A 21,111-nucleotide genomic window follows, 5' to 3' on the forward strand; every position below is an offset into this window, starting at 1 on the left:
AGGCCTACATCCTGACGAAGGAAGAGGGCGGCCGCCATACGCCGTTCTTCACCAACTACCGCCCGCAGTTCTACTTCCGCACGACGGACGTGACCGGCGTGGTGCACCTGCCTGAGGGCACCGAGATGGTGATGCCTGGCGACAACATCACCATGGAAGTGCACCTGATCGTGCCGATCGCGATGGAGGAGAAGCTGCGCTTCGCCATCCGCGAAGGCGGCAGGACMGTCGGCGCCGGCGTCGTCGCCAGCATCATCGCGTAACGCGTTTTCGTGAGGGCGAAGGCCCTTCCAAGGGCCTTTGCCTTTTCACGTCACGGAGAGAACAAGACCATGAACGGTCAGAACATCCGGATCCGCCTCAAGGCGTTCGACCACCGCATCCTCGACGCCTCCACGCGCGAGATCGTGTCGACCGCGAAGCGGACAGGCGCCCAGGTTCGCGGGCCCATCCCGCTGCCGACGCTTATCGAGAAGTTCACGGTCAACCGCTCGCCCCACATCGACAAGAAGTCGCGCGAGCAGTTCGAAATGCGGACCCACAAGCGGGTCCTGGACATCGTCGATCCGACCCCCCAGACGGTCGACGCCCTCATGAAGCTCGATCTCGCCGCCGGCGTCGACGTCGAAATCAAGCTCTGATCCATCGTCGGGTCCTCTGTTTCCGGATACCCCGGATGGACATGACCCCAAGAGAAGGTATGCACCGATGCGTTCCGGTGTGATTGCACAGAAAGTCGGGATGACCCGCATCTTCACGGATGCCGGTGAACACATCCCAGTCACCGTGCTGAAGCTCGACAGCTGTCAGGTTGTCGCGCATCGCACGATCGAGAAGAACGGCTATGTCGCCGTTCAGCTCGGGTCGGGCTTGGCCAAGGTCAAGAACGTCTCGAAGGCTGAGCGCGGTCATTTTGCCGTGGCCAAGGTCGAGCCCAAGCGCCAGGTCGTGGAGTTCCGCGTCAGCAACGATGCGTTGATCCCCGTCGGCGCCGAGCTGACTGCCGATCACTTCGTCGTCGGCCAGTTCGTCGATGTCAGCGGCACCACCACCGGTAAGGGTTTTGCCGGCGGTATGAAGCGCTGGAACTTCGGCGGTCTGCGGGCCACGCACGGTGTCTCGGTCTCGCATCGTTCGATCGGTTCGACCGGTGGTCGTCAGGACCCCGGCAAGACCTTCAAGAACAAGAAGATGCCGGGCCATCTCGGTGCCGAGCGCGTGACCACGCAGAACCTGCGCGTCGTCCAGACGGACGCCGAGCGCGGCCTGATCCTGGTCGAGGGCGCCGTTCCCGGCGTTGCCGGCGGCTGGATCCACGTCCGCGACGCCGTCAAGCGCGCCCTGCCGAAGGATGCGCCGCTTCCTGGCAAGTTCAAGGTTGCTGGCGAAACCACGCAGGCTCCTGCGGCTGAAGCAGTTGAGGAGAACGCGTGATGAAGCTCGATATCACCACTCTCGAGGGCGGCAATGCCGGCTCGGTCGAGCTTTCGGACTCGATCTTCGGTCTTGAGCCGCGCGCCGATCTTCTCGCCCGCATGGTGCGCTACCAGCTCGCCAAGCGTCGCGCCGGGACCCACAAGTCCAAGGGGCGTTCGGAAGTCGATCGCACCCGCAAGAAGATCTACAAGCAGAAGGGCACCGGTGGCGCTCGTCACGGTGCAGCTTCGGCTCCGCAGTTCCGCGGCGGCGGCAAGGCCTTCGGTCCGATCGTGCGTGATCATGCGCATGATCTGCCGAAGAAGGTCCGTGCCCTGGCTCTGCGCCATGCGCTCTCGGCCAAGGCCAAGGACGCCGGCCTGATCATCATCGACGACGTCACGCTCGCCGAGCCGAAGACCAAGGTCTTGCTCGGTCACTTCGGCAAGCTGGATCTGTCCAGCGCGCTGGTGATCGGCGGCGCCGAGATCGATGTGAACTTCGGCCTGGCCGCGCGTTCGATCCCGAACGTCGACGTCCTGCCGGTTCAGGGCATCAACGTCTACGACATCCTGCGTCGCGATAAGCTTGTGCTGACGCGCTCGGCTGTCGATGCGCTGGAGGCGCGCTTCAAATGAGCCAGTCTGCAAAGAACCTGGATCCGCGCCACTACGATGTCATTCGTGGCCCGGTGATCACCGAAAAGGCGACCATGCTCTCCGAGCATAACAAAGTCGTCTTCAAGGTCGCGAAGACCGCGACCAAGCCGCAGATCAAGGCGGCTATCGAGAAGTTGTTCGATGTCAAGGTGAAGAGCGTCAACACGCTCGTCACCGAAGGCAAGGTCAAGGTCTTCCGGGGCCGGCTCGGACAGCGTTCGGACGTCAAGAAGGCCGTAGTGACCCTCGAAGAAGGTCACTCGATCGACGTGACCACGGGCCTCTGAGGAAGGATCGTCATCATGGCTTTGAAAAGTTTCAAGCCGATCACGCCGAGCCTTCGCCAGCTCGTGATCGTCGACCGCAGCGAGCTCTACAAGGGCAAGCCGGTAAAGGCTCTCACCGAGGGTAAGTCCTCGAAGGGTGGGCGCAACAATCTCGGCCGCATCACGGTTCGTTTCCGTGGCGGTGGACATAAGCAGAGCTACCGGATCGTCGACTTCAAGCGTCGCGGCAAGCCGGGCGTGGCGGCGACCGTGGAGCGGATCGAGTATGATCCGAACCGCACCGCCTTCATCGCGCTGCTCAAGTACGCTGATGGCGAGCAGGCCTACATCCTGGCGCCGCAGCGCCTGGCGGTCGGCGACAGCGTGATCTCCGGCGACCAGGTCGACATCAAGCCCGGCAATGCTTCGCCGATGGGCGCGATGCCGATCGGCACCATCGTCCACAATGTCGAGCTCAAGATCGGCAAGGGTGGGGCGCTGGCGCGGTCTGCAGGCAACTACGCCCAGATCGTCGGTCGCGACCAGGGCTATGTCATCGTCCGCCTGAACTCGGGCGAACAGCGCCTGATCAGCGGCCTGTGCTATGCTACGGTGGGCGCGGTTTCGAACCCCGACCACATGAACACCAACATGGGCAAGGCCGGTCGCTCGCGCTGGCTCGGCCGTCGTCCGCATAACCGCGGCGTCTCGATGAACCCGGTCGACCACCCGCATGGTGGTGGTGAGGGTCGTACCTCGGGCGGTCGTCACCCGGTCACGCCGTGGGGACTGCCGACCAAGGGCAAGAAGACCCGCTCGAATAAGCGGACCGATACGTTCATCGTGTCGAGCCGTCACGCCCGCAAGAAGAAGAACTGAGGTCCGTCATGGCGCGTTCGATTTGGAAAGGTCCGTTTGTCGACGGATACCTTCTGAAAAAGGCCGAGGTCGCCCGTTCGGCGAGCCGGGCCGAGGTGATCAAGATCTGGAGCCGCCGCTCCACGATCCTTCCGCAGTTCGTCGGTCTGACGTTCGGCGTCTACAACGGTCACAAGCATGTGCCGGTGAACGTGTCCGAGGAAATGGTGGGCCACAAGTTCGGCGAGTTCTCGCCGACGCGCACCTTCCACGGCCACGCTGCCGACAAGAAGGCGAAGAGGAAGTAAGCCATGGGTAAGCCATCCGCCCCCCGTGCGCTGCCGGAGAACGAAGCCGTTGCGGTTGCCCGCAACCTTCGCGTCAGCCCGCAGAAGCTGAACCTCGTCGCTCAGCTCATCCGTGGCAAGAAGGTCTCGACCGCGCTCGCCGATCTCGAGTTCTCGCGTAAGCGGATCTCGCTCGACGTTCGCAAGTGTCTGCAGAGCGCCATCGCCAACGCCGAGAACAATCATGATCTCGACGTCGACGATCTCGTCGTTGCGCAGGCTTTCGTCGGCAAGGCCCTGGTCATGAAGCGCTTCCATGCCCGCGCCCGCGGCCGTGGAGCCCGGATCATGAAGCCCTTCGCGAACATCACGATCGTGGTGCGCGAAGTCCAGGCGGCCAAGGCCTGAGGAGAGAACGATGGGTCAGAAAATCAATCCGATCGGCCTTCGCCTCGGCATCAACCGCACCTGGGACTCGCGCTGGTTCGCGCAGAAGGGTGAGTACGGTCAGCTGCTGCACGAAGACATGAAGATCCGCGCCGCGCTGATGAAGCTGCTGAAGCAGGCGGCGGTCTCCAAGATCATCATCGAGCGCCCGCACAAGAAGTGCCGCGTCACCATCCACTCGGCTCGTCCGGGCGTGGTGATCGGCAAGAAGGGCGCCGATATCGAGAAGCTGCGCAAGGAAGTCTCGAAGCTGACCAAGGCCGATGTGACGATCAACATCGTCGAGGTCCGCAAGCCCGAGATCGACGCCACCCTGGTGGCCGACTCCATCGCTCAGCAGCTCGAGCGTCGCGTCGCGTTCCGTCGCGCCATGAAGCGGGCCGTTCAGTCGGCCATGCGTCTGGGCGCCGAGGGCATCCGCATCAACTGCTCGGGCCGTCTCGGCGGCGCGGAAATCGCGCGCCTGGAATGGTACCGCGAAGGCCGCGTGCCGCTGCACACGCTGCGCGCCGATGTGGATTACGGTGTCGGCACCGCCTTCACCACCTACGGCACGTGCGGCATCAAGGTCTGGATCTTCAAGGGCGAGATCCTCGAACACGACCCGATGGCCCAGGACAAGCGTCTCTCTGACGAAGGTGGTCGCTCCGGCGGTCGCGATCGTCGCGAGCAGGCTGCGTAAGGCTGATCGAGAAGAGCCATGTTGCAACCAAAGCGAACCAAGTTCCGCAAGCAGTTCAAGGGACGCATCTCAGGCGTTGCCAAGGGCGGCACGGACCTCAATTTCGGCCAGTTCGGTCTGAAGGCCCTGATGCCTGAGCGCGTCACGGCCCGTCAGATCGAAGCTGCCCGTCGTGCGATCACTCGCGCCATGAAGCGTGCTGGCCGCGTCTGGATCCGGATCTTCCCGGACGTGCCAGTTTCGAAGAAGCCGACCGAAGTCCGCATGGGCAAGGGCAAGGGCGCGCCTGAATTCTGGGCAGCCAAGGTCAAGCCTGGGCGAATCATGTTCGAGATCGACGGGGTGGAAGAGGAGACGGCGCGCGAGGCGCTTCGTCTCGGCGCCGCCAAGCTGCCGATCAAGACCCGCTTCATCCAGCGCATCGCCGAGTAAGGAGGGCGACATGAAAGCTACGCAACGCCTGTCCGATCTCAAGGTGATGAGTGTCGACCAGCTCCAGGACGAACTCCTGAAGCTGAAGAAGGAGCAGTTTAACCTGCGTTTCCAACGCGCTACCGGCCAGCTCGAGAATACCGCTCGGGTGACTGAGGTGCGCAAGGATATCGCTCGCATCAAGACGCTGCAGCGGTCGAAGACCGTTGCGGCGAGCGCCTGAGGAGTAGGACAATGCCGAAGCGCGTGCTGCAGGGCGTCGTCGTTAGCGACAAGCAGAACAAAACTGTTGTGGTGAAGGTCGAGCGGCGTTATACGCACCCGCTCCTCAAGAAGACTGTTCGCCGGACCAAGAACTATCACGCCCACGATGAGGCGCAGACGTTCAAGGTTGGGGATTCGGTCTGGATTGAGGAATCCAAGCCCATTTCCAAGCTGAAAAGCTGGGTTGTGCTCGACAACGCTCCTAAGGCGTAAGTCACTTTATTGAGGCCAGGGGGCGATCGACCCCCGTCAGTCGTAGTCCGGGTCGGCGCTGACGCCGCGCCCGGAAACCGCGCTGATACAGTTTGGAAGGATCAAGGCCATGATCCAGGTGCAGACGAATCTCGAGGTCGCGGATAACTCCGGCGCCCGTCGTGTGATGTGCATCAAGGTTCTCGGCGGGTCGAAGCGGAAATACGCCGGTGTCGGTGATATTATCGTCGTTTCGATCAAGGAAGCCATTCCCCGCGGCCGCGTGAAGAAGGGCGACGTCATGAAGGCGGTCGTCGTTCGGACCGCTAAGGACGTGAAGCGCGCCGATGGGTCGGTGATTCGTTTCGACCGCAATGCGGCCGTGCTGATCAACAACCAGAAGGAGCCGGTGGGCACCCGTATCTTCGGACCGGTTCCGCGCGAACTTCGCGCCAAGAACCACATGAAGATCATCTCGCTTGCGCCAGAGGTGCTGTAATGGCTGCGAAGATCAAGAAGGGCGACAAGGTCGTCGTGTTGGCCGGCCGTGACAAGGGCAAGGCCGGCGAAGTGCTCCAGGTGCTGCCGAAGGATGCCCGCGCCGTGGTGCGTGGCGTCAACCTCGTGAAGAAGCACACCAAGGCCTCGGCACAGTCCGAGGGTGGCATCATCAGCAAGGAGGCCACGATCGATCTGTCGAACCTGGCCGTCGCCGATCCCAAGGACGGCAAGCCGACCCGCGTCGGTTTCAAGGTGCTCGATGACGGCCGCAAGGTGCGTTTCGCCAAGCGTTCGGGAGATCTGATCGATGGCTGAGAATCAGCAGGCGGCTCTCACGCCGCGCATGAAGAAGCATTACGAGGACGTCGTTCGTCCGGCGATGATCGCCGAGTTCGGCTACAAGAACGTGATGGAAGTCCCGACGATCGAGAAGGTCGTCATCAACATGGGCGTGGGCGAAGCGACTGCCGACCGTAAAAAGGTCGACAGTGCAGCTGGCGACCTCGCCATGATCGCCGGTCAGAGGCCGGTCATCACCAAGTCCCGCCTCGCCATCGCCGGCTTCAAGCTGCGCGAGAACATGGCGGTTGGCTGCAAGGTCACGCTGCGCAAGACCAAGATGTTCGAGTTCGTCGACCGGCTCGTCACCATCGCCTTGCCGCGCGTGCGCGACTTCCGTGGTCTCAACCCGAAGTCGTTCGACGGGCGCGGCAATTTCGCGCTCGGCATCAAGGAGCACATCGTGTTCCCTGAGATCAACTACGACAAGGTTGACCAGGTCTGGGGCATGGACGTGATCGTCTGCACGACTGCGAAGTCGGACGACGAAGCGCGCGCTCTGCTCAAGCACTTCAACTTCCCGTTCCGGCAGTGAGCCTTACCGCTCATACGCGGAAACCAGGAGAGATCGATGGCTAAGAAAAGCTCCGTCGAGAAGAACGAACACCGCAGGCAGCTCGTGAAGAAGTACGCGGGCAAGCGGGCGCGTCTTCTCGCGATCGCGAATGACGAGAGCCAGTCCATGGACGAGCGCTTCCTTGCTCGCCTCAAGCTGGCTGAACTGCCGCGCAACTCGGCTGCAAACCGGGTGCGCAACCGCTGCGAAGTGACCGGCCGTCCGCGCGCCGTGTATCGCAAGCTGAAGATGTCGCGCGTTGCTCTGCGCGAGCTCGGCAACAAGGGGCTGGTTCCCGGCCTCGTCAAGTCGAGCTGGTGAGGAGGACGCATCATGGCGATCATTGATCCGCTTGGCGATATGCTGACCCGCATCCGCAATGCGCAGATGCGGCGCAAGTCGCGCGTGACCACCCCGGGCTCGAAGCTGCGTGCCCGCGTGCTCGACGTGCTTCAGGCCGAGGGTTACATCCGCGGCTATTCCACGACCGAGTTCGGCAATGGCCGGACCGAGTTCGACATCGAGCTGAAGTACCATGAGGGACAGCCGGTCATCCGTGCCATCTCTCGGGTCTCGAAGCCCGGCCGCCGCGTCTACTCTTCGGTGGACACGATGCCGCGCGTGGCCGACGGCCTCGGCGTGACCATCGTCTCCACGCCGAAGGGCGTGATGCCCGATCATCTTGCCCGCGAGCAGAACGTGGGCGGCGAAGTGCTTTGCAAGGTCTTCTGACCTTCTGCGCCGCTCATCAGGAGAAATCCAATGTCTCGTATCGGTAAAAAGCCTGTTCCGGTTCCCGCTGGCGTAACCGCCAACGTGTCCGGCCAGCTCGTGAGCATCAAGGGCTCGAAGGGGGAACTCTCCTTCTCCGTGCCCGATGATGTCTCGGTTGCGCTCGAGAACGGCGCCATCGCCGTTCAGCCGCGCTCGCAGAGCAAGCGTGCGCGCTCGCTCTGGGGCACGTCCCGGGCTCGCGTCGCCAATCTGGTGACGGGCGTCACCAACGGCTTCGAGAAGAAGCTTGAGATCAACGGCGTCGGCTACAAGGCCGCCGTCACCGGCAAGGTGCTCAAGCTGTCGCTCGGCTACAGCCACGACATCGACTATGCGATCCCGGCCGGGGTCGCGATCGTCACGCCGAAGCCGACTGAAATCGTCATCACCGGCATCGACAAGCAGGTGGTCGGCCAGACCGCCGCTGAGATCCGCGACTATCGCGGTCCCGAGCCCTACAAGGGCAAGGGCGTCAAGTACGCCGGCGAATTCATCTTCCGCAAGGAAGGGAAGAAGAAGTAAGGACGCGAGCCATGAGCAAGCAGACAGAAAACACTGCGCGCCGCCGGGCCCGTGTCCGTCGCGCCATCAAGGCGGTCGCCAATGGCCGCGCTCGCCTGTCGGTGCATCGCACCGGCAAGCAGATCTATGCCCAGGTCATCGACGACGCGAAGGGCATCACCCTCGCGTCGGCCTCGAGCCTGGACAAGGACATCCGCGGCGACATCAAGTCGGGCGCGAATGTCGAGGCTGCGGCCACGATCGGCAAGTTGGTTGCCGAGCGTGCGGTCAAGGCCGGCGTGAAGGACGTGGTCTTCGATCGCGGCTCCTACATGTATCATGGTCGCGTCAAGGCGCTTGCCGATGCGGCCCGCGAGGCCGGACTGAACTTCTGACATCCCATCCGGGATGCTCGAGCGAGCGGCGCTGCATCAGGCAGCGTCCGCGCAAGTAAGAGGATGACATGGCGAGAGAACCTCGTGACCGTCAGGATCGCGAAGAGCGCGATTCGGAATTCGTGGATCGTCTGGTCCACATCAATCGCGTCGCCAAGGTGGTGAAGGGCGGCCGTCGTTTCGGCTTTGCTGCCCTCGTCGTCGTCGGTGACCAGAAGGGCCGCGTCGGCTTCGGCCATGGCAAGGCTCGCGAAGTGCCGGAAGCCATCCGCAAGGCGACTGAAGCCGCCAAGCGCGGGCTGGTCCGCATTCCGCTGCGCGAAGGCCGCACGCTCCATCACGACGTCCAGGGCCGCCACGGCGCCGGTCGCGTCGTGCTGCGTGCAGCTCCGGCCGGTACCGGCATCATCGCCGGTGGTCCGATGCGCGCCGTCTTCGAGGCGGTTGGCATGCAGGATGTCGTGTCGAAGTCGCTCGGTTCGTCGAACCCCTACAACCTCGTGCGCGCCACCTTCTCGGCGCTCAAGAACGAGGACAGCCCGCGTGGCGTCGCCGCGCGCCGCAGCCTGAAGGTTTCGGCCCTGCAGTCGCGTCGTCGCGATGCCGGCACCGACGCCGCGGCCGAAGCGTGAGGGCTGCACCATGGCAAAAGCTGAAAAGACCGTGGTCGTCGAGCAGATCGGTAGCCCGATCCGCCGTGAGGCCTCGCAGCGCCAGACCCTGATCGGTCTCGGCCTGAACAAGATCCGCCGCCAATCGACCCTGCAGGACACCGCTTCCGTCCGTGGCATGATCGAGAAGGTCAAGCACCTCGTCCGCGTCGTCGACGCGAAGTGAGGGGGATTGTCCGATGAAACTCACAGACATTCGTGACAACGAAGGCGCCCACAAGTCCCGCATCCGTGTCGGCCGTGGTATCGGCTCCGGCAAGGGCAAGACTGGTGGACGCGGCGTCAAGGGTCAGAAGGCCCGTGCCGGCGTGGCGGTCAAGGGCTTCGAAGGCGGTCAGATGCCGCTTTATCGTCGCCTGCCGAAGCGCGGCTTCCACAACCTCTTCGCCAAGGAACTGAACGAGGTCAATCTCGGTCGGATCCAGCAGGCGGTCGAGGCCGGCAAGCTCGACGGCAAGGGCGTCGTCACCATCGAGGCGCTGGTTGCGGCCGGCGTGATCTCGAAGGCGGCCCCCGACGGCGTCAAGATCCTCGGCGTCGGTGAACTGAAGACGAAGCTTGCCTTCGAAGTGGCAGGCGCGTCGAAGTCGGCGGTCGAGGCCATCGAAAAGGCTGGCGGCTCGGTCAAGATCCTGGCGGCTGCTGCTTCACAGGCGTGACAGCGACGCTTACATGAGCGATTGCGAACGGCGGCCAGGCCAGAAGCCTAGGCCGCCGTTCGACTGTTTGACGTTTATTCCGATCAAGGACCGGACGCATGGCATCGGCGGCTGAACAGCTTGCGGCAAACCTGAATTTCGGCGCGCTCGCGAAGGCGGACGAGCTCAAGAAGCGGATCTGGTTCACGCTGGGGGCGCTCATCGTCTACCGGCTCGGTACCTATATCCCGCTGCCCGGCATGAACCCCGACGCCGTTGCCGACCTGTTCAAACAGTCGCAGACCGGCGTGCTCGGCCTGTTCAACATGTTTTCGGGCGGTGCCGTCGGGCGACTGGCGATCTTTGCGCTCGCGATCATGCCCTATATCTCGGCCTCGATCATCATCCAGCTCCTGTCGAGCGTGGTGCCGACCTTCGAGGCGCTGAAGAAGGAAGGCGAGCAGGGCCGCAAGGTCCTGAACCAGTACACCCGCTACCTGACCCTCGTGCTGGCGGTGTTCCAGGCCTACGGCATCGGTGTCGGCCTGCAGGGGTCCGGCAATCTGGTGCTCGAGCCCGGCCCGTTCTTCCTGCTCTCGACGACGATCACGCTGGTCGGCGGTACGATGTTCCTGCTCTGGCTCGGTGAACAGATCACCAGCCGCGGCATCGGCAACGGAACCTCGATGATCATCTTCTCGGGCATCATCGCGGAGTTCCCGTCGCAGCTCGCCCAGACCCTCGAGCTTGGCCGTCAGGGCGCGATTTCGACCGGCCTGCTGCTGCTGATCCTGGTCATGGCCATCTGCGTCATCGCCTTCTGCGTGTTCATGGAGCGGGCCCAGCGCCGCCTGCTGATCAACTATCCCAAGCGCCAGGTCGGCAACCGCATGTATGAGGGCCAGACCTCGTTCCTGCCGCTGAAGCTCAACACGTCGGGCGTCATCCCGCCGATCTTCGCCTCCTCGCTGCTGCTGCTGCCGACGACGATCGCCAGCTTCTCGCAGGCCTCGGGCGGCACCGGCATGCTGTCAACGGTGGCGACCTATCTGGCGCATGGCCGGCCGCTGTTCATGATCCTCTACGCCGCGCTGATCATCTTTTTCTGCTTCTTCTACACCGCCATCGTGTTCAATCCGGTCGAGACGGCGGACAATCTGAAGAAGCATGGCGGCTTCATGCCGGGCATCCGCCCGGGCGAGCGCACCGCCGAGCATATCGACCGCGTGCTGACCCGGATCACCGTTCTCGGCGCAGGCTATCTGACTATTGTCTGCCTTATCCCCGAGTTCATGATCACGTATGCCCAGATTCCGATCATCCTCCTGGGCGGCACCTCGCTGCTCATCGTGGTGACGACAACCATGGATACCGTGGCGCAGGTTCACGGGCATCTGCTGGCCCACCAGTATGAGGGGCTGGTCAAGAAGGCGAAGTTGCGAGGGGCGAGGCGCTGATGCGATTGATCTTCCTGGGGCCGCCGGGGGCGGGCAAGGGTACTCAGGCAACCCGTATCGTCGAGAAGCATGGCATTCCGCAGCTCTCGACCGGCGACATGCTCCGGGCCGCGGTTGCGGCCGGGACGCCGGTGGGGCTCAAGGCCAAGGCGGTGATGGATGCCGGCGGACTGGTCTCGGACGATATCGTCATCGGGATCGTTGCCGATCGCATCGAGGAGCCGGACGCGAAGCGGGGCTTCATCCTCGACGGCTTTCCGCGCACGTTGGCCCAGGCCGAGGCGCTCGACGCCATGCTGGCGCAGAAGGGGCTGAAGCTCGACGCGGTCCTTGAGCTCACGGTCGATCAGGACAAGCTCGTCGACCGGATCATCCGTCGTGCCGAAGAGGCGAAGGCGGCCGGGCAACCGGTGCGCAAGGATGACGATCCGGTGGTCTTCAAGACCCGGCTCGAAGCGTATAACCGCGATACCGCGGTGGTTTCGCCCTATTATGCGAAGCGTGGCCAGCTCACTGCGATCGACGGCATGAAGCCGATCGACGAGGTGACGGGCGCGATCTGCAAGGCACTCGGCGCTTAGCAATGCGCGGGCACGGGTTCGGCATCGGGCTCGTGCTTCTGACCTTGCTGTCGTCAGCGATATCAGCCCCGGCGGAGACGGTTCTCGTCGCGCCGGGGATTTCTGTTTGGAAGAGGGCGTATGCCGCCCCGATCAACGAAGCCCGGAACGCGCTTGCGGCAGGTGCAAAATCGATTTCAGTCGGGCGGGGCGCAGTCCGCTCGAGCTGGGCTGAGCCGTAACGCCGCCTGCCGGCCGAGTAAGAGCAGCTTCGAGGAAGCTGGCATGATTCTTGAGGTCGGCGGGTTGACTCAAGAGCTTCGACCGACTAACGACCCTCATCCGGTTGCATGTGGCGATGCCGTTACCTTCGCGAGGAGGGGCGACGTCGCGTTCTCGCATGGAGCCGATTCAACGCTCGCAGGGGCCGGCCTCCACCGGACGCGGGTAGGTTTTCACTGCCGGGCAGCCATCGGGCGCCTCGGCCGACAATGGAGAAGAGACCATGGCTCGTATCGCGGGCGTTAACATTCCGACCGGCAAGCGCGTCGTCATCGGCTTGCAGTATATCCACGGCATCGGTGCCCAGAAGGCCAAGGAAATCTGCCAGAAGGTCGGCATCGCCGACGAGCGTCGCGTCAACCAGCTGACCGACGCCGAGGTGCTTCAGATCCGTGAGACGATCGACCGCGACTATCTGGTCGAGGGCGACCTGCGTCGTGAAGTCTCGATGAACATCAAGCGCCTGATGGATCTCGGCTGCTATCGCGGTCTGCGTCATCGTCGCTCGCTGCCGGTCCGTGGCCAGCGCACGCATACCAATGCGCGCACCCGCAAGGGCAAGGCCAAGCCGATCGCCGGCAAGAAGAAGTGAGTTTCGGCGGGCCGGTCATCCGGCCCGCTGTCTATGCGTCGCCTGACCCGCTCAAGGGCAGGCGACATCCCCAGCGCCTGGCATGACGGGCGCGCTCGAAGGATGAAAGAAAGAGACTATGGCCAAGGAAGCCCAGCGCGTTCGTCGTCGTGAACGCAAGAACATCGTTTCTGGCGTCGCGCATGTGAACGCCTCGTTCAACAACACCATGATCACCATCACCGACGCCCAGGGCAACACGATCTCGTGGTCGTCCGCCGGCACCATGGGCTTCAAGGGTTCGCGCAAGTCGACCCCCTATGCCGCCCAGGTCGCGGCCGAGGATGCGGCCCGCAAGGCTGCCGAGCACGGCATGCGCACCCTCGAAGTCGAGGTCACGGGCCCAGGTTCGGGTCGTGAATCGGCTCTGCGCGCCCTCCAGGCCGCCGGCTTCACCGTGACCTCGATCCGCGACGTGACGCCGATCCCGCACAATGGCTGCCGGCCGCGCAAGCGCCGTCGCGTCTGACGCCCGGATTGGATTGCGGCGCTCGCACTGGCGAGCGCCGGTACGGGGCGGCCCGTCGCCGCCGAGAGATGAAGCACCAGGAGTGCGGTCGTGATCAGCAAGAACTGGCAGGATTTGTCCAAGCCGAACAAGCTCGAAATCAAGGTCGGAGACGACCCCAAGCGCCATGCTACCGTGATCGCTCGTCCGCTCGAGCGCGGCTTCGGCATGACGCTCGGCAACGCGCTGCGGCGCGTGCTGCTCTCCTCGCTTCAGGGCGCTGCGGTCACCGCCGTCCAGATCGACGGCGTGCTGCATGAGTTCTCGTCGATTCMCGGCGTTCGCGAGGACGTCACCGACATCGTCCTCAACATCAAGGCGATCGCCGTCAAGATGCAGGGCGAGGGCCCCAAGCGCATGACCCTGCGCAAGTCCGGCCCGGGCACCGTCACCGCCGGTGACATCAACACCGTCGGCGACGTGTCGATCCTGAACCCCGAGCTCGTGCTCTGCACGCTGGACGAGGGTGCCGAGATCCGCATGGAGTTCACGGTCAATACCGGCAAGGGCTATGTCCCGTCCGAGCAGAACCGTCCCGAGGATGCACCGATCGGCCTGATCCCGGTCGACAGCCTCTACTCGCCGGTCAAGAAGGTCTCCTATCGCGTCGAGAACACCCGTGAGGGCCAGAATCTCGACCGCGACATGCTGACCCTTCAGATCGAGACCAACGGCTCGGTCACTCCCGAGGACGCGCTGGCGCTCGCCGCCCGCATCCTGCAGGACCAGCTTGCCGTCTTCATCACCTTCGAGGAGCCGCGCAAGGAAGAGGCCGTCTCGACCGCGCCGCAGCTGCCCTTCAACCCGGCGCTGCTCAAGAAGGTCGACGAGCTCGAGCTTTCGGTGCGTTCGGCGAACTGCCTGAAGAACGACAACATCGTCTATATCGGCGACCTGATCCAGAAGTCGGAGGGCGAGATGCTTCGTACCCCGAACTTCGGCCGCAAGTCGCTGAACGAGATCAAGGAAGTGCTCGCGACCATGGGCCTCCATCTCGGCATGGACGTGACCGGCTGGCCGCCGGAGAACATCGAAGAGCTGGCGAAGCGCTTCGAAGAGCATTACTGATCCCGCCGGCGCGGAGCTTGCCTCCGCGCCTGTTTCCCGCACGGTGCGTGAGCGCCGGAGCATAATGAACGGCCGTACCGTGGCACGGCGGCCGTAATCACAGGAGAGCCAAATGCGTCACGGTTTCCGCGGTCGTCGTTTCAACCGCTCGGTTGAGCATCGCAAGGCGATGTTCGCCAACATGTCCCAGGCCCTGATCAAGCATGAGCAGATCACCACCACGCTGCCGAAGGCCAAGGACCTGCGTCCGGTCGTCGAGAAGCTGGTGACCCTCGCCAAGCGCGGCGACCTGCACGCCCGCCGTCAGGCGATCGCCCAGATCAAGGATGTCGCACTCGTCGGCAAGCTCTTCGCGGTCCTCGGCCCGCGCTACAAGGAGCGCAATGGCGGCTATCTGCGCATCATGAAGGCCGGCTTCCGCTTCGGCGACAACGCCCCGCTCGCCGTGATCGAGTTCGTCGATCGCGATGTCGATGCCAAGGGCAAGGATTCCGGCCCGGTCTTCACGGCTGACGACGAAGCCGCCTGAGCAAGGCTGCTTCCCCGGAGATTTGAAAGGCGGCCGCAAGGTCGCCTTTTCTTTTGCGAAGGGGCCGGGGAGGCGCGCGACCCGGGTGTCGGCCTCTGCGATGACGTATGGACACAGTCCGACGGGGTTCTCGACCGCCATTGGTGGTGGAAATGAAGGCTCGCGCGGGGCGCGGATGACATCGACCGGCCCGGAGCGGACGGCCATCAAGCGCGGGAGGCCCAGAGCTGCGGTCGCGGTGACAGGCGGGGCATCGCGTTTCGCGTCAGTAGGCGCTGGATCGGCAACTGATGCCGAAGATTATTGCTCGAAACGCCGCTTGTGCGCCACAAAGCGCAATGGTCAAGCTTTCCAGCGAAAACCGCCCGCAAGAGGCGGCCCCGGAGGGAGAGACTGATGATTTCAAGACTATTGACCACGCGGCGGCTGGCGCTGACGACGATGTTGGCGCTGGCGGCTCCCGCCCTGGCGCAGGACGGCTATCCCAACAAGCCGATCACCATGATCGTGCCATTCGCAGCCGGGGGCTCCTCCGACGTGATCGCACGGCTGGTCGGCGACGAGATGGGGCGGGTGCTCGGCCAGCGCATCGTCATGGAGAACATGGCAGGGGCGGGGGGCGCGACGGCCCTGACGCGCGCCGCCAAGGCCGATCCCGATGGCTACACTATCGTCATCGGCAATAGCGGAACCAATGCTGCGTCCTATTCGATCTATCCGGATCTGAAATACACCCAGGCCGATTTCGCGCCGATCGGCCTCGTCGCCAAGACATCGCCGATGATCGCGCTCAAGCTCGATTTTCCGGCCAAGAACCTGATGGAGTTCGTCGACTATGCCAAGAAGAACCCCGGCAAGGTCAGTCTCGGGCATGCTGGTGTCGGCTCGTCGAATTATCTGATCTGCCGGAACTTCATCAAGGCGGCTGGTGTCGAGGTTGCGCTCGTCAGTTATCGGGGCGCAGGACCGGCTTTGAACGACCTGATGGGCGGGCAGATCGACGGCGTCTGCGATGCTGCAACCTCGCTCTCGGGCGCGGTGCAGGGAGCCAAGGTCAAGGCGCTCGTGGTCGCGACACCGAGCCGGCTCGACAGCCTTCCGGATGTGCCAACCTCCAGGGAGGCCGGGCTGCCGGCTTTCGAGGCCCAGGGCTGGAATGCGCTCTTCGGCCCAAAAAGCCTGCCTGAACCGATCGTCACCAAGCTGAATCAGGCTTTGCGGACCGCGCTTGCGAGTCCGAACCTGCAAGCTCGATTCAAGGAGCTTTCGTCCGTGCTGCCAGCCGAGAACGAACTCACGCCTGCCCATGTCGGCGCGATGGTTCCGGGCGAGATCGAAAAGTACAAGATCCTGCTTCAGGACAAGTGAGGCTTGGCCCTATGCTCGCTGGCGGGCAAGCTCGCCAGCGAGATCCAGCAGCACGTCGGCAGGCTGGACCTGGAGATCGGCCTCTGGCGTGACACCGTAGAGACCGAAGATGAAGTGCGTGGTCTCGTCATGTTCGGCGAGGCCCATCGACCAGTTCTGGAAGCTCCGGGCCGCAATCTGCTCTTCGGCCAGCAGGCGGATCCCGGTATGGCGTGGATCGACCACGATCCGGCCATATGTCTCCGCGACATTATGCGCCTCGCCTTCGAGCACCTGCGCGAAGGCCCCGGGCGTCACCAGGAGAAATCCCGTCACCTCGTTCTGTACGTTCAGCCACTGGGCGCTGGCGATCATCCTGCCAACCTCCTCCCTGCGATTGGCCTCGACGAGGCGACTCCGGCTGGCATAAACAAGACGTATCAGACTCAAGGGACCAGCTCCTTCGCGGATCTTTGCTCGACTGACCCGGTCGATGATCCGGATGGCGCCAGTGGCGTCGCGGGCGAAGAGATTTCCCGGGAATGGTTCGTATTGGAAGAGTTGGAACGCCGCCAGCGGTGTTTTGTTTCAGCGTGGAGACAGGAATGAAGCGCGGGATCATGCCGGTCCGTTTCGGAAGAACTGCCTTGCCGGCCGCCTTGATGCTCTTTGCGAGCCTTGCGCCGCTGCCATTGCTTGCGCAGGCGCGGCAGGTTCCGGAAACCCGTCAGCAGGTTCAGCTTTCCTTTGCGCCGATCGTGCAGAAGACGGCCGGGTCGGTCGTGAATGTCTATGGCGCCCGTGTCGAGCGTCGGGCTCAGAACCCTTTCATGGACGATCCGTTCTTTCGCCGCTTCTTTGGCGATGACGGGTTCGGTGTCCCGCGCGAACGCGTGCAACGATCGCTTGGGTCAGGCGTGATCGTCGATGCGAGCGGGCTCGTGGTGACCAATAACCACGTCATCGAGGGCATGAGCGAGGTCAAGGTCGCCTTTGCGGACAAGCGCGAGGTGGAAGCCACGATTGTCCTGCGCGATCCACGCACCGATCTTGCCGTGCTGAAGCTGAACGGCGCCAAGGATCTGAGCGCGATCGACCTTGCCGATTCCGACCAGCTCCAGGTCGGCGATATTGTGCTGGCGATCGGCAATCCCTTCGGCGTCGGGCAGACCGTGACGCAGGGCATCGTTTCGGCGCTGGCTCGTACGCAGGTCGGTGTCGCCGATGCGCAGTCGTTCATCCAGACCGATGCGGCGATCAATCCCGGCAACTCCGGCGGCGCGCTGGTCGACATGGAAGGCCGACTGATCGGCATCAACACCGCGATCTTCTCGCGCTCTGGCGGCAGCCACGGCATCGGTTTTGCGATTCCCTCGTCGATGGTTCGCGTCGTCGTCGAAAGCGCGAAGTCGGGTGCTGCTTCGGTGCGCCGGCCGTGGTTCGGCGCCAGGCTGCAGGCACTGACGGCCGATGTCGCCGACGGGCTTGGGCTCGACCGCCCGGCCGGCTCGGTCGTTGCCAGCGTGGTCGAGAAGGGGCCGGCCGCCGAGGGCGGGCTCAAGCGTTCGGACGTCATCCTCGCGCTTGACGGAGTAGCCGTCGATGATCCCGAGGCCTTCGGCTATCGTTTCGCGACCCGCCCGATCGGGGGTACGACCTCTCTGACCGTCCTGCGCGGCGGCAAGCGCCTGGTGGTTCCGGTGAAGCTCGTTCCGGCGCCCGAGACGCGGCCGCGCGAAACCGTGACGCTTTCGGGCCGCACGCCGCTTTCGGGGCTGACGGTGCTCAACCTGTCGCCGGCGGTTGCCGAGGAGCTTTCGATCGATGCCGGAACCGAAGGCGTCGTGGTCAGTGCCATCGAGGAAGGCAGCCTTGCGGCTCGCGTCGGTTTCCAGAAGGGCGACATCATCCTGGCCCTGAACGGAGAGCGCATGGAGCGCTCGCGCGATGTCGAGGCGGCCCTGCGTCAGCGCAAGCGCGCCTGGGAGGTGACGATCTCGCGTGCCGGACAGACCGTGACATCGGTCTTCCCGGGGTGAGCGACCTCTTTTCCGCTTCCGGCCTCGACAAGGCGGGGCCGCGCCCGCTTGCCGACCGTTTGCGGCCGACGACGCTGGCCGAGGTCACCGGGCAGGAGCACCTGACGGGGCCGGATGGCGCGCTCACGCGACTGCTGGCCTCGGGCTCGATTGGCAGCCTGATCTTCTGGGGGCCGCCGGGCACCGGGAAGACGACGGTCGCGCGCCTGCTCGCCGGTGCGGTCGATCTCGGGTTCGAGCAGATCAGCGCGATCTTCTCCGGGATCGCGGACCTCAAGAAGGTGTTCGAGGCAGCGCGCGGGCGACGGCTGGGAGGCAAGGGCACGCTGCTCTTCGTCGACGAGATCCATCGCTTCAACCGCACTCAGCTCGATGCGTTCCTGCCAGTCATGGAGGACGGCACGATCACGCTGGTCGGTGCCACAACCGAGAATCCGTCCTTCGCGCTCAACGCCGCACTTCTGTCGCGGGCGCGGGTGCTCACATTCCAATCCCTCGACGAGAACGCGCTGCTCTTTCTGCTCGGCCGGGCCGAGGTGCTGGAGAACAAGGAATTGCCGTTGACGCCGGAGGCGCGGCTGGCGGTTGCCCGCTTTGCCGATGGCGACGGGAGGGCGGCACTGACGCTGGCCGAGGAAATCTGGCGTGCCGCCAAGCCGGACGAGATCTTCGACGAGGCCGGTCTCGCCGAGGTGATCCAGCGTCGCGCACCAATCTACGACAAGGCGCAGGACGGCCACTACAACCTGATCTCGGCACTGCATAAGACGATCCGCGGCTCTGATCCGGATGCGGCTCTCTATTACTTCGCCCGCATGCTCGATGCCGGCGAGGATCCGCGTTTCCTGGCGCGGCGGCTGGTGCGCATGGCGGTCGAAGATATCGGGCTCGCCGACCCGCAGGCGCTCGTCCATGCCCGCGCCGCGGCCGAGACCTATGAACAACTGGGATCCCCCGAGGGCGAGCTCGCGCTCGCCAACACGGTGATCTATCTGGCGACGGCGCCGAAATCGAATGCGGCCTATATCGCCTACAAGGCGGCGCGGCGCGCGGCCAAGGAGGGCGGCTCGCTGATGCCACCCAAGACCATTCTGAACGCGCCGACGAAGCTGATGAAGGAAGAGGGCTACGGCGCTGACTACGCCTATGACCACGACGCACCCGATGCTTTCTCCGGCCAGAACTACTGGCCGGATGCGCTCGGCCGGCAGCTGTTCTACGATCCACCCGAGCGTGGCTTCGAGCGCGAGATCCGAAAGCGGCTGGAATACTGGGAAAAGCTCAGGGCGGAGCGCAGCAGGTAGAAGATCGGATCATCGGACAGGTATCGGGTGCGATCATCCGACCTTCTGCGTCCGCATCGGTCTTTCCGAGAACCGCGCTCCATTTTGCGGGCCGATGCATCAGAACGCGCGCTCTATGAAGACTTGAGTCGAGATCAGACGCCCCGCCAGCCCTGCGGCGACCTGCCGGCCAGTCAGGGATATCCGGGCTTGCGCGACCGACGCTTCGATCCCGGCCTTGAGACCCTCGACCGGTGTCCAGACCAGATTGGCGGCGGCGCGGTCGATGCTGATCTTGCCTTTGGCCTGGTCGATCAGCGGAACCGATAGCTGGTAGCGGCTGACGTAAAAATTGGTCGCGATCTCGTCGGTCCATTCCCGCCGCATCACAAGGGCGGTCGAGAAGCCGCGGGTCGGGTCGCTGCCGAGGAGCACCGTCCGAACGACGGCGGCGTCGAGTTGCGAGCCGATATAGGGCGCCGCGTCGACCGCGCCTGCGACCTGGGCCGTGATGCTGCCGGGGCGCCCCAGCATCTCGGCCTCATAGGTAACGCCCAGAATTCCGGCGCGTCCCAAGCGGGAGTTTCGGCCGGAGATGTCGCGAAGTGCCAAAGCGCCATGCAACGTCCATGGCCCGGACTGGTAGACGAGCCGTGCCACGCCATCCGGCATGCGGCCGGCCGCAACCGGCAGGGTCGAGGTGGTGCCCAACGCGGGATCTTCCATTGCAAGTGTCGCGATCCAGGTCTCCGTCAAGGGCAATTCCAGGGCCAACAGTCCGACGGTCCGACTTGGCACCCGCGTGCTGAAGATGAACTCGTCGCCCGTCCAGAAGCTGAAGCGCGAGGTGTCCAGGCCGAAAATCCAGGGCTCGACCAACACCGTCGCCTCGTCGAAAGTGAGTCCTGCGACATCGTCGGTCGGGCTCTGCATGGTGAAGGAGAAGGCGCTGCCGACGCGCAGCCCGGAGGCGAGATCATGCGACGTCGCGATGCGAATACTCGCGCTTGTCGGAAAGGATGTCAGGCTCGACTGCGGCAAGGAAACGGAGCGCGATGCCCGGACACTGTCGTTCTGCAGGCCAGCGCTGACGGTGCCCGACACCGAGAGGCAGGTGGCGGAGCCGGGCAGGATCAGGCCAGGGATGCTGTCCTCGTCATCGTCCTCCTCCTCGTCATCGCTGCTTTCGTCCTCCATTTGCCGGCGGGGATCGGCCTTGCCGCCGAAGAGGGGCTCAAGCTCGGTCGGCGTGATCGTGCACCTGCGCGCAAGGCTCGGGGGGCGGGCGAGTTTCAGGCCCTTGGGCGGCGGGAGTGCGACTGCTTCCCCGGTCAGTGCTACGAAGGCCGGCAAGGCAAGCAAGGCCGAGGCTGCGATCGCCCAGGTGCGATGCAGGCAGGGCTTCTCCTCAGCGCGGCCTGTCACGGCGGTCATCGGTGGCGGGCGGCTCCAAGGCATTGTTGTCAGTGGTCATCTGTCGTTACGGGATCCGGGTGTGTCAATTGCGCCGTGAGAGGGCGCACTCCCGT

33 protein-coding genes are annotated in these 21,111 nt (G+C 64.1%); 31 read left to right on the forward strand and 2 right to left on the reverse strand.

What is annotated here, in order from left to right; translation table 11 throughout:
* The 29 genes from AC1DGP_RS32575 to AC1DGP_RS32715 all read left to right on the forward strand — a co-directional run.
* Positions 1-263, forward strand: a 263-nt coding sequence (locus AC1DGP_RS32575; protein WP_476833100.1) for an EF-Tu C-terminal domain-related protein, incomplete at its 5' end; no start/stop codon positions are given.
* Positions 264-332: 69 nt separating this feature from the next.
* Positions 333-641 (forward strand): 30S ribosomal protein S10, encoded by a 309-nt coding sequence (gene rpsJ / locus AC1DGP_RS32580; protein WP_043237115.1) that lies wholly within the window; start codon positions 333-335, stop codon positions 639-641.
* 67 nt (positions 642-708) lie between these two features.
* Positions 709-1,434: a 50S ribosomal protein L3 gene (rplC, locus tag AC1DGP_RS32585; protein WP_113517770.1), complete on the forward strand. Its 726-nt coding sequence runs from the start codon at positions 709-711 to the stop codon at positions 1,432-1,434.
* Positions 1,434-2,054 carry a 50S ribosomal protein L4 gene (gene rplD, locus AC1DGP_RS32590; protein ID WP_069880165.1) on the forward strand — a complete coding sequence of 207 codons (621 nt, stop codon included), beginning with the start codon at positions 1,434-1,436 and terminating at the stop codon, positions 2,052-2,054. The genes rplC and rplD overlap by 1 nt, the downstream gene beginning before the upstream one ends.
* Positions 2,051-2,362: a 50S ribosomal protein L23 gene (locus tag AC1DGP_RS32595; RefSeq protein WP_043237110.1), complete on the forward strand. Its 312-nt coding sequence runs from the start codon at positions 2,051-2,053 to the stop codon at positions 2,360-2,362. The genes rplD and AC1DGP_RS32595 overlap by 4 nt, the downstream gene beginning before the upstream one ends.
* A gap of 15 nt (positions 2,363-2,377) precedes the next feature.
* A complete protein-coding gene (rplB, locus tag AC1DGP_RS32600; protein WP_069880166.1) occupies positions 2,378-3,220 on the forward strand; it encodes a 50S ribosomal protein L2 in 843 nt (280 codons plus the stop codon).
* 8 nt (positions 3,221-3,228) lie between these two features.
* On the forward strand, positions 3,229-3,507 hold the full coding sequence (gene rpsS, locus AC1DGP_RS32605; protein WP_043237107.1) for a 30S ribosomal protein S19: 279 nt from the start codon (positions 3,229-3,231) through the stop codon (positions 3,505-3,507).
* A gap of 3 nt (positions 3,508-3,510) precedes the next feature.
* Positions 3,511-3,894 carry a 50S ribosomal protein L22 gene (gene rplV, locus AC1DGP_RS32610; RefSeq protein WP_043237105.1) on the forward strand — a complete coding sequence of 128 codons (384 nt, stop codon included), beginning with the start codon at positions 3,511-3,513 and terminating at the stop codon, positions 3,892-3,894.
* A 10-nt stretch (positions 3,895-3,904) separates the two neighbouring features.
* Positions 3,905-4,615, forward strand: coding sequence for a 30S ribosomal protein S3 (rpsC, locus tag AC1DGP_RS32615; RefSeq protein ID WP_043237104.1), 711 nt, complete (start codon positions 3,905-3,907; stop codon positions 4,613-4,615).
* Positions 4,616-4,633: 18 nt separating this feature from the next.
* Positions 4,634-5,047, forward strand: a complete 414-nt coding sequence (gene rplP, locus AC1DGP_RS32620) for a 50S ribosomal protein L16 (protein ID WP_043237103.1) — start codon at positions 4,634-4,636, stop codon at positions 5,045-5,047.
* Between the two features lie 10 nt (positions 5,048-5,057).
* Complete coding sequence (gene rpmC / locus AC1DGP_RS32625; protein WP_043237102.1) at positions 5,058-5,270, forward strand: 50S ribosomal protein L29; 213 nt, start codon at positions 5,058-5,060, stop codon at positions 5,268-5,270.
* 11 nt (positions 5,271-5,281) lie between these two features.
* On the forward strand, positions 5,282-5,524 hold the full coding sequence (rpsQ, locus tag AC1DGP_RS32630; RefSeq protein ID WP_043237101.1) for a 30S ribosomal protein S17: 243 nt from the start codon (positions 5,282-5,284) through the stop codon (positions 5,522-5,524).
* 109 nt (positions 5,525-5,633) lie between these two features.
* Positions 5,634-6,002, forward strand: coding sequence for a 50S ribosomal protein L14 (gene rplN / locus AC1DGP_RS32635; protein WP_043237099.1), 369 nt, complete (start codon positions 5,634-5,636; stop codon positions 6,000-6,002).
* The gene (rplX, locus tag AC1DGP_RS32640) at positions 6,002-6,319 is read left to right on the forward strand and encodes a 50S ribosomal protein L24 (protein WP_043237098.1); all 318 of its coding nucleotides are present in this window, start codon (positions 6,002-6,004) and stop codon (positions 6,317-6,319) included. Before rplN ends, rplX begins: the two co-directional genes overlap by 1 nt.
* Positions 6,312-6,878: a 50S ribosomal protein L5 gene (rplE, locus tag AC1DGP_RS32645; RefSeq protein WP_043237096.1), complete on the forward strand. Its 567-nt coding sequence runs from the start codon at positions 6,312-6,314 to the stop codon at positions 6,876-6,878. Before rplX ends, rplE begins: the two co-directional genes overlap by 8 nt.
* 36 nt (positions 6,879-6,914) lie before the next feature.
* The gene (gene rpsN, locus AC1DGP_RS32650) at positions 6,915-7,220 is read left to right on the forward strand and encodes a 30S ribosomal protein S14 (protein ID WP_043237095.1); all 306 of its coding nucleotides are present in this window, start codon (positions 6,915-6,917) and stop codon (positions 7,218-7,220) included.
* Between the two features lie 12 nt (positions 7,221-7,232).
* Positions 7,233-7,631: a 30S ribosomal protein S8 gene (gene rpsH / locus AC1DGP_RS32655; RefSeq protein ID WP_043237093.1), complete on the forward strand. Its 399-nt coding sequence runs from the start codon at positions 7,233-7,235 to the stop codon at positions 7,629-7,631.
* Positions 7,632-7,661: 30 nt separating this feature from the next.
* Positions 7,662-8,195 (forward strand): 50S ribosomal protein L6, encoded by a 534-nt coding sequence (rplF, locus tag AC1DGP_RS32660; RefSeq protein ID WP_043237092.1) that lies wholly within the window; start codon positions 7,662-7,664, stop codon positions 8,193-8,195.
* Positions 8,196-8,206: 11 nt separating this feature from the next.
* Positions 8,207-8,569: a 50S ribosomal protein L18 gene (gene rplR / locus AC1DGP_RS32665; RefSeq protein ID WP_441493285.1), complete on the forward strand. Its 363-nt coding sequence runs from the start codon at positions 8,207-8,209 to the stop codon at positions 8,567-8,569.
* A 68-nt stretch (positions 8,570-8,637) separates the two neighbouring features.
* Positions 8,638-9,201, forward strand: a complete 564-nt coding sequence (gene rpsE, locus AC1DGP_RS32670) for a 30S ribosomal protein S5 (RefSeq protein ID WP_113517766.1) — start codon at positions 8,638-8,640, stop codon at positions 9,199-9,201.
* A gap of 10 nt (positions 9,202-9,211) precedes the next feature.
* Entirely contained in the window at positions 9,212-9,406 is a 195-nt protein-coding gene (rpmD, locus tag AC1DGP_RS32675; RefSeq protein WP_069882649.1) for a 50S ribosomal protein L30, read from the forward strand.
* Positions 9,407-9,419: 13 nt separating this feature from the next.
* On the forward strand, positions 9,420-9,899 hold the full coding sequence (gene rplO, locus AC1DGP_RS32680; RefSeq protein WP_069880172.1) for a 50S ribosomal protein L15: 480 nt from the start codon (positions 9,420-9,422) through the stop codon (positions 9,897-9,899).
* A gap of 98 nt (positions 9,900-9,997) precedes the next feature.
* Positions 9,998-11,335, forward strand: a complete 1,338-nt coding sequence (secY, locus tag AC1DGP_RS32685) for a preprotein translocase subunit SecY (RefSeq protein ID WP_069880173.1) — start codon at positions 9,998-10,000, stop codon at positions 11,333-11,335.
* Positions 11,335-11,916, forward strand: a complete 582-nt coding sequence (locus tag AC1DGP_RS32690) for an adenylate kinase (protein WP_441508489.1) — start codon at positions 11,335-11,337, stop codon at positions 11,914-11,916. Before secY ends, AC1DGP_RS32690 begins: the two co-directional genes overlap by 1 nt.
* Before the next feature lie 484 nt (positions 11,917-12,400).
* Entirely contained in the window at positions 12,401-12,769 is a 369-nt protein-coding gene (gene rpsM / locus AC1DGP_RS32695; RefSeq protein ID WP_043237082.1) for a 30S ribosomal protein S13, read from the forward strand.
* A 118-nt stretch (positions 12,770-12,887) separates the two neighbouring features.
* Positions 12,888-13,277 (forward strand): 30S ribosomal protein S11, encoded by a 390-nt coding sequence (rpsK, locus tag AC1DGP_RS32700; RefSeq protein ID WP_043237079.1) that lies wholly within the window; start codon positions 12,888-12,890, stop codon positions 13,275-13,277.
* A 90-nt stretch (positions 13,278-13,367) separates the two neighbouring features.
* Entirely contained in the window at positions 13,368-14,384 is a 1,017-nt protein-coding gene (locus tag AC1DGP_RS32705; protein WP_476833101.1) for a DNA-directed RNA polymerase subunit alpha, read from the forward strand.
* A 112-nt stretch (positions 14,385-14,496) separates the two neighbouring features.
* On the forward strand, positions 14,497-14,913 hold the full coding sequence (gene rplQ / locus AC1DGP_RS32710) for a 50S ribosomal protein L17 (protein WP_113517762.1): 417 nt from the start codon (positions 14,497-14,499) through the stop codon (positions 14,911-14,913).
* Between the two features lie 396 nt (positions 14,914-15,309).
* Positions 15,310-16,281, forward strand: coding sequence for a tripartite tricarboxylate transporter substrate-binding protein (locus AC1DGP_RS32715; protein ID WP_476833102.1), 972 nt, complete (start codon positions 15,310-15,312; stop codon positions 16,279-16,281).
* 9 nt (positions 16,282-16,290) lie between these two features.
* Here AC1DGP_RS32715 and AC1DGP_RS32720 read toward each other — a convergent pair whose 3' ends face one another.
* The gene (locus AC1DGP_RS32720; protein ID WP_476833103.1) at positions 16,291-16,710 is read right to left on the reverse strand and encodes a BLUF domain-containing protein; all 420 of its coding nucleotides are present in this window, start codon (positions 16,708-16,710) and stop codon (positions 16,291-16,293) included.
* A gap of 155 nt (positions 16,711-16,865) precedes the next feature.
* On the opposite strand from AC1DGP_RS32720, the gene AC1DGP_RS32725 reads away from it, so the two are divergent.
* Together AC1DGP_RS32725 and AC1DGP_RS32730 are read left to right on the forward strand one after the other, a co-directional pair.
* Complete coding sequence (locus tag AC1DGP_RS32725; RefSeq protein ID WP_441493281.1) at positions 16,866-18,299, forward strand: DegQ family serine endoprotease; 1,434 nt, start codon at positions 16,866-16,868, stop codon at positions 18,297-18,299.
* Positions 18,296-19,603, forward strand: coding sequence for a replication-associated recombination protein A (locus AC1DGP_RS32730; RefSeq protein WP_476833104.1), 1,308 nt, complete (start codon positions 18,296-18,298; stop codon positions 19,601-19,603). The genes AC1DGP_RS32725 and AC1DGP_RS32730 overlap by 4 nt, the downstream gene beginning before the upstream one ends.
* Before the next feature lie 99 nt (positions 19,604-19,702).
* Here AC1DGP_RS32730 and AC1DGP_RS32735 read toward each other — a convergent pair whose 3' ends face one another.
* The gene (locus tag AC1DGP_RS32735) at positions 19,703-21,016 is read right to left on the reverse strand and encodes a hypothetical protein (RefSeq protein ID WP_476833105.1); all 1,314 of its coding nucleotides are present in this window, start codon (positions 21,014-21,016) and stop codon (positions 19,703-19,705) included.
* Positions 21,017-21,111: the final 95 nt, after the last annotated feature.

The organism is Allobosea sp. 05T433, assembly GCF_056396065.1.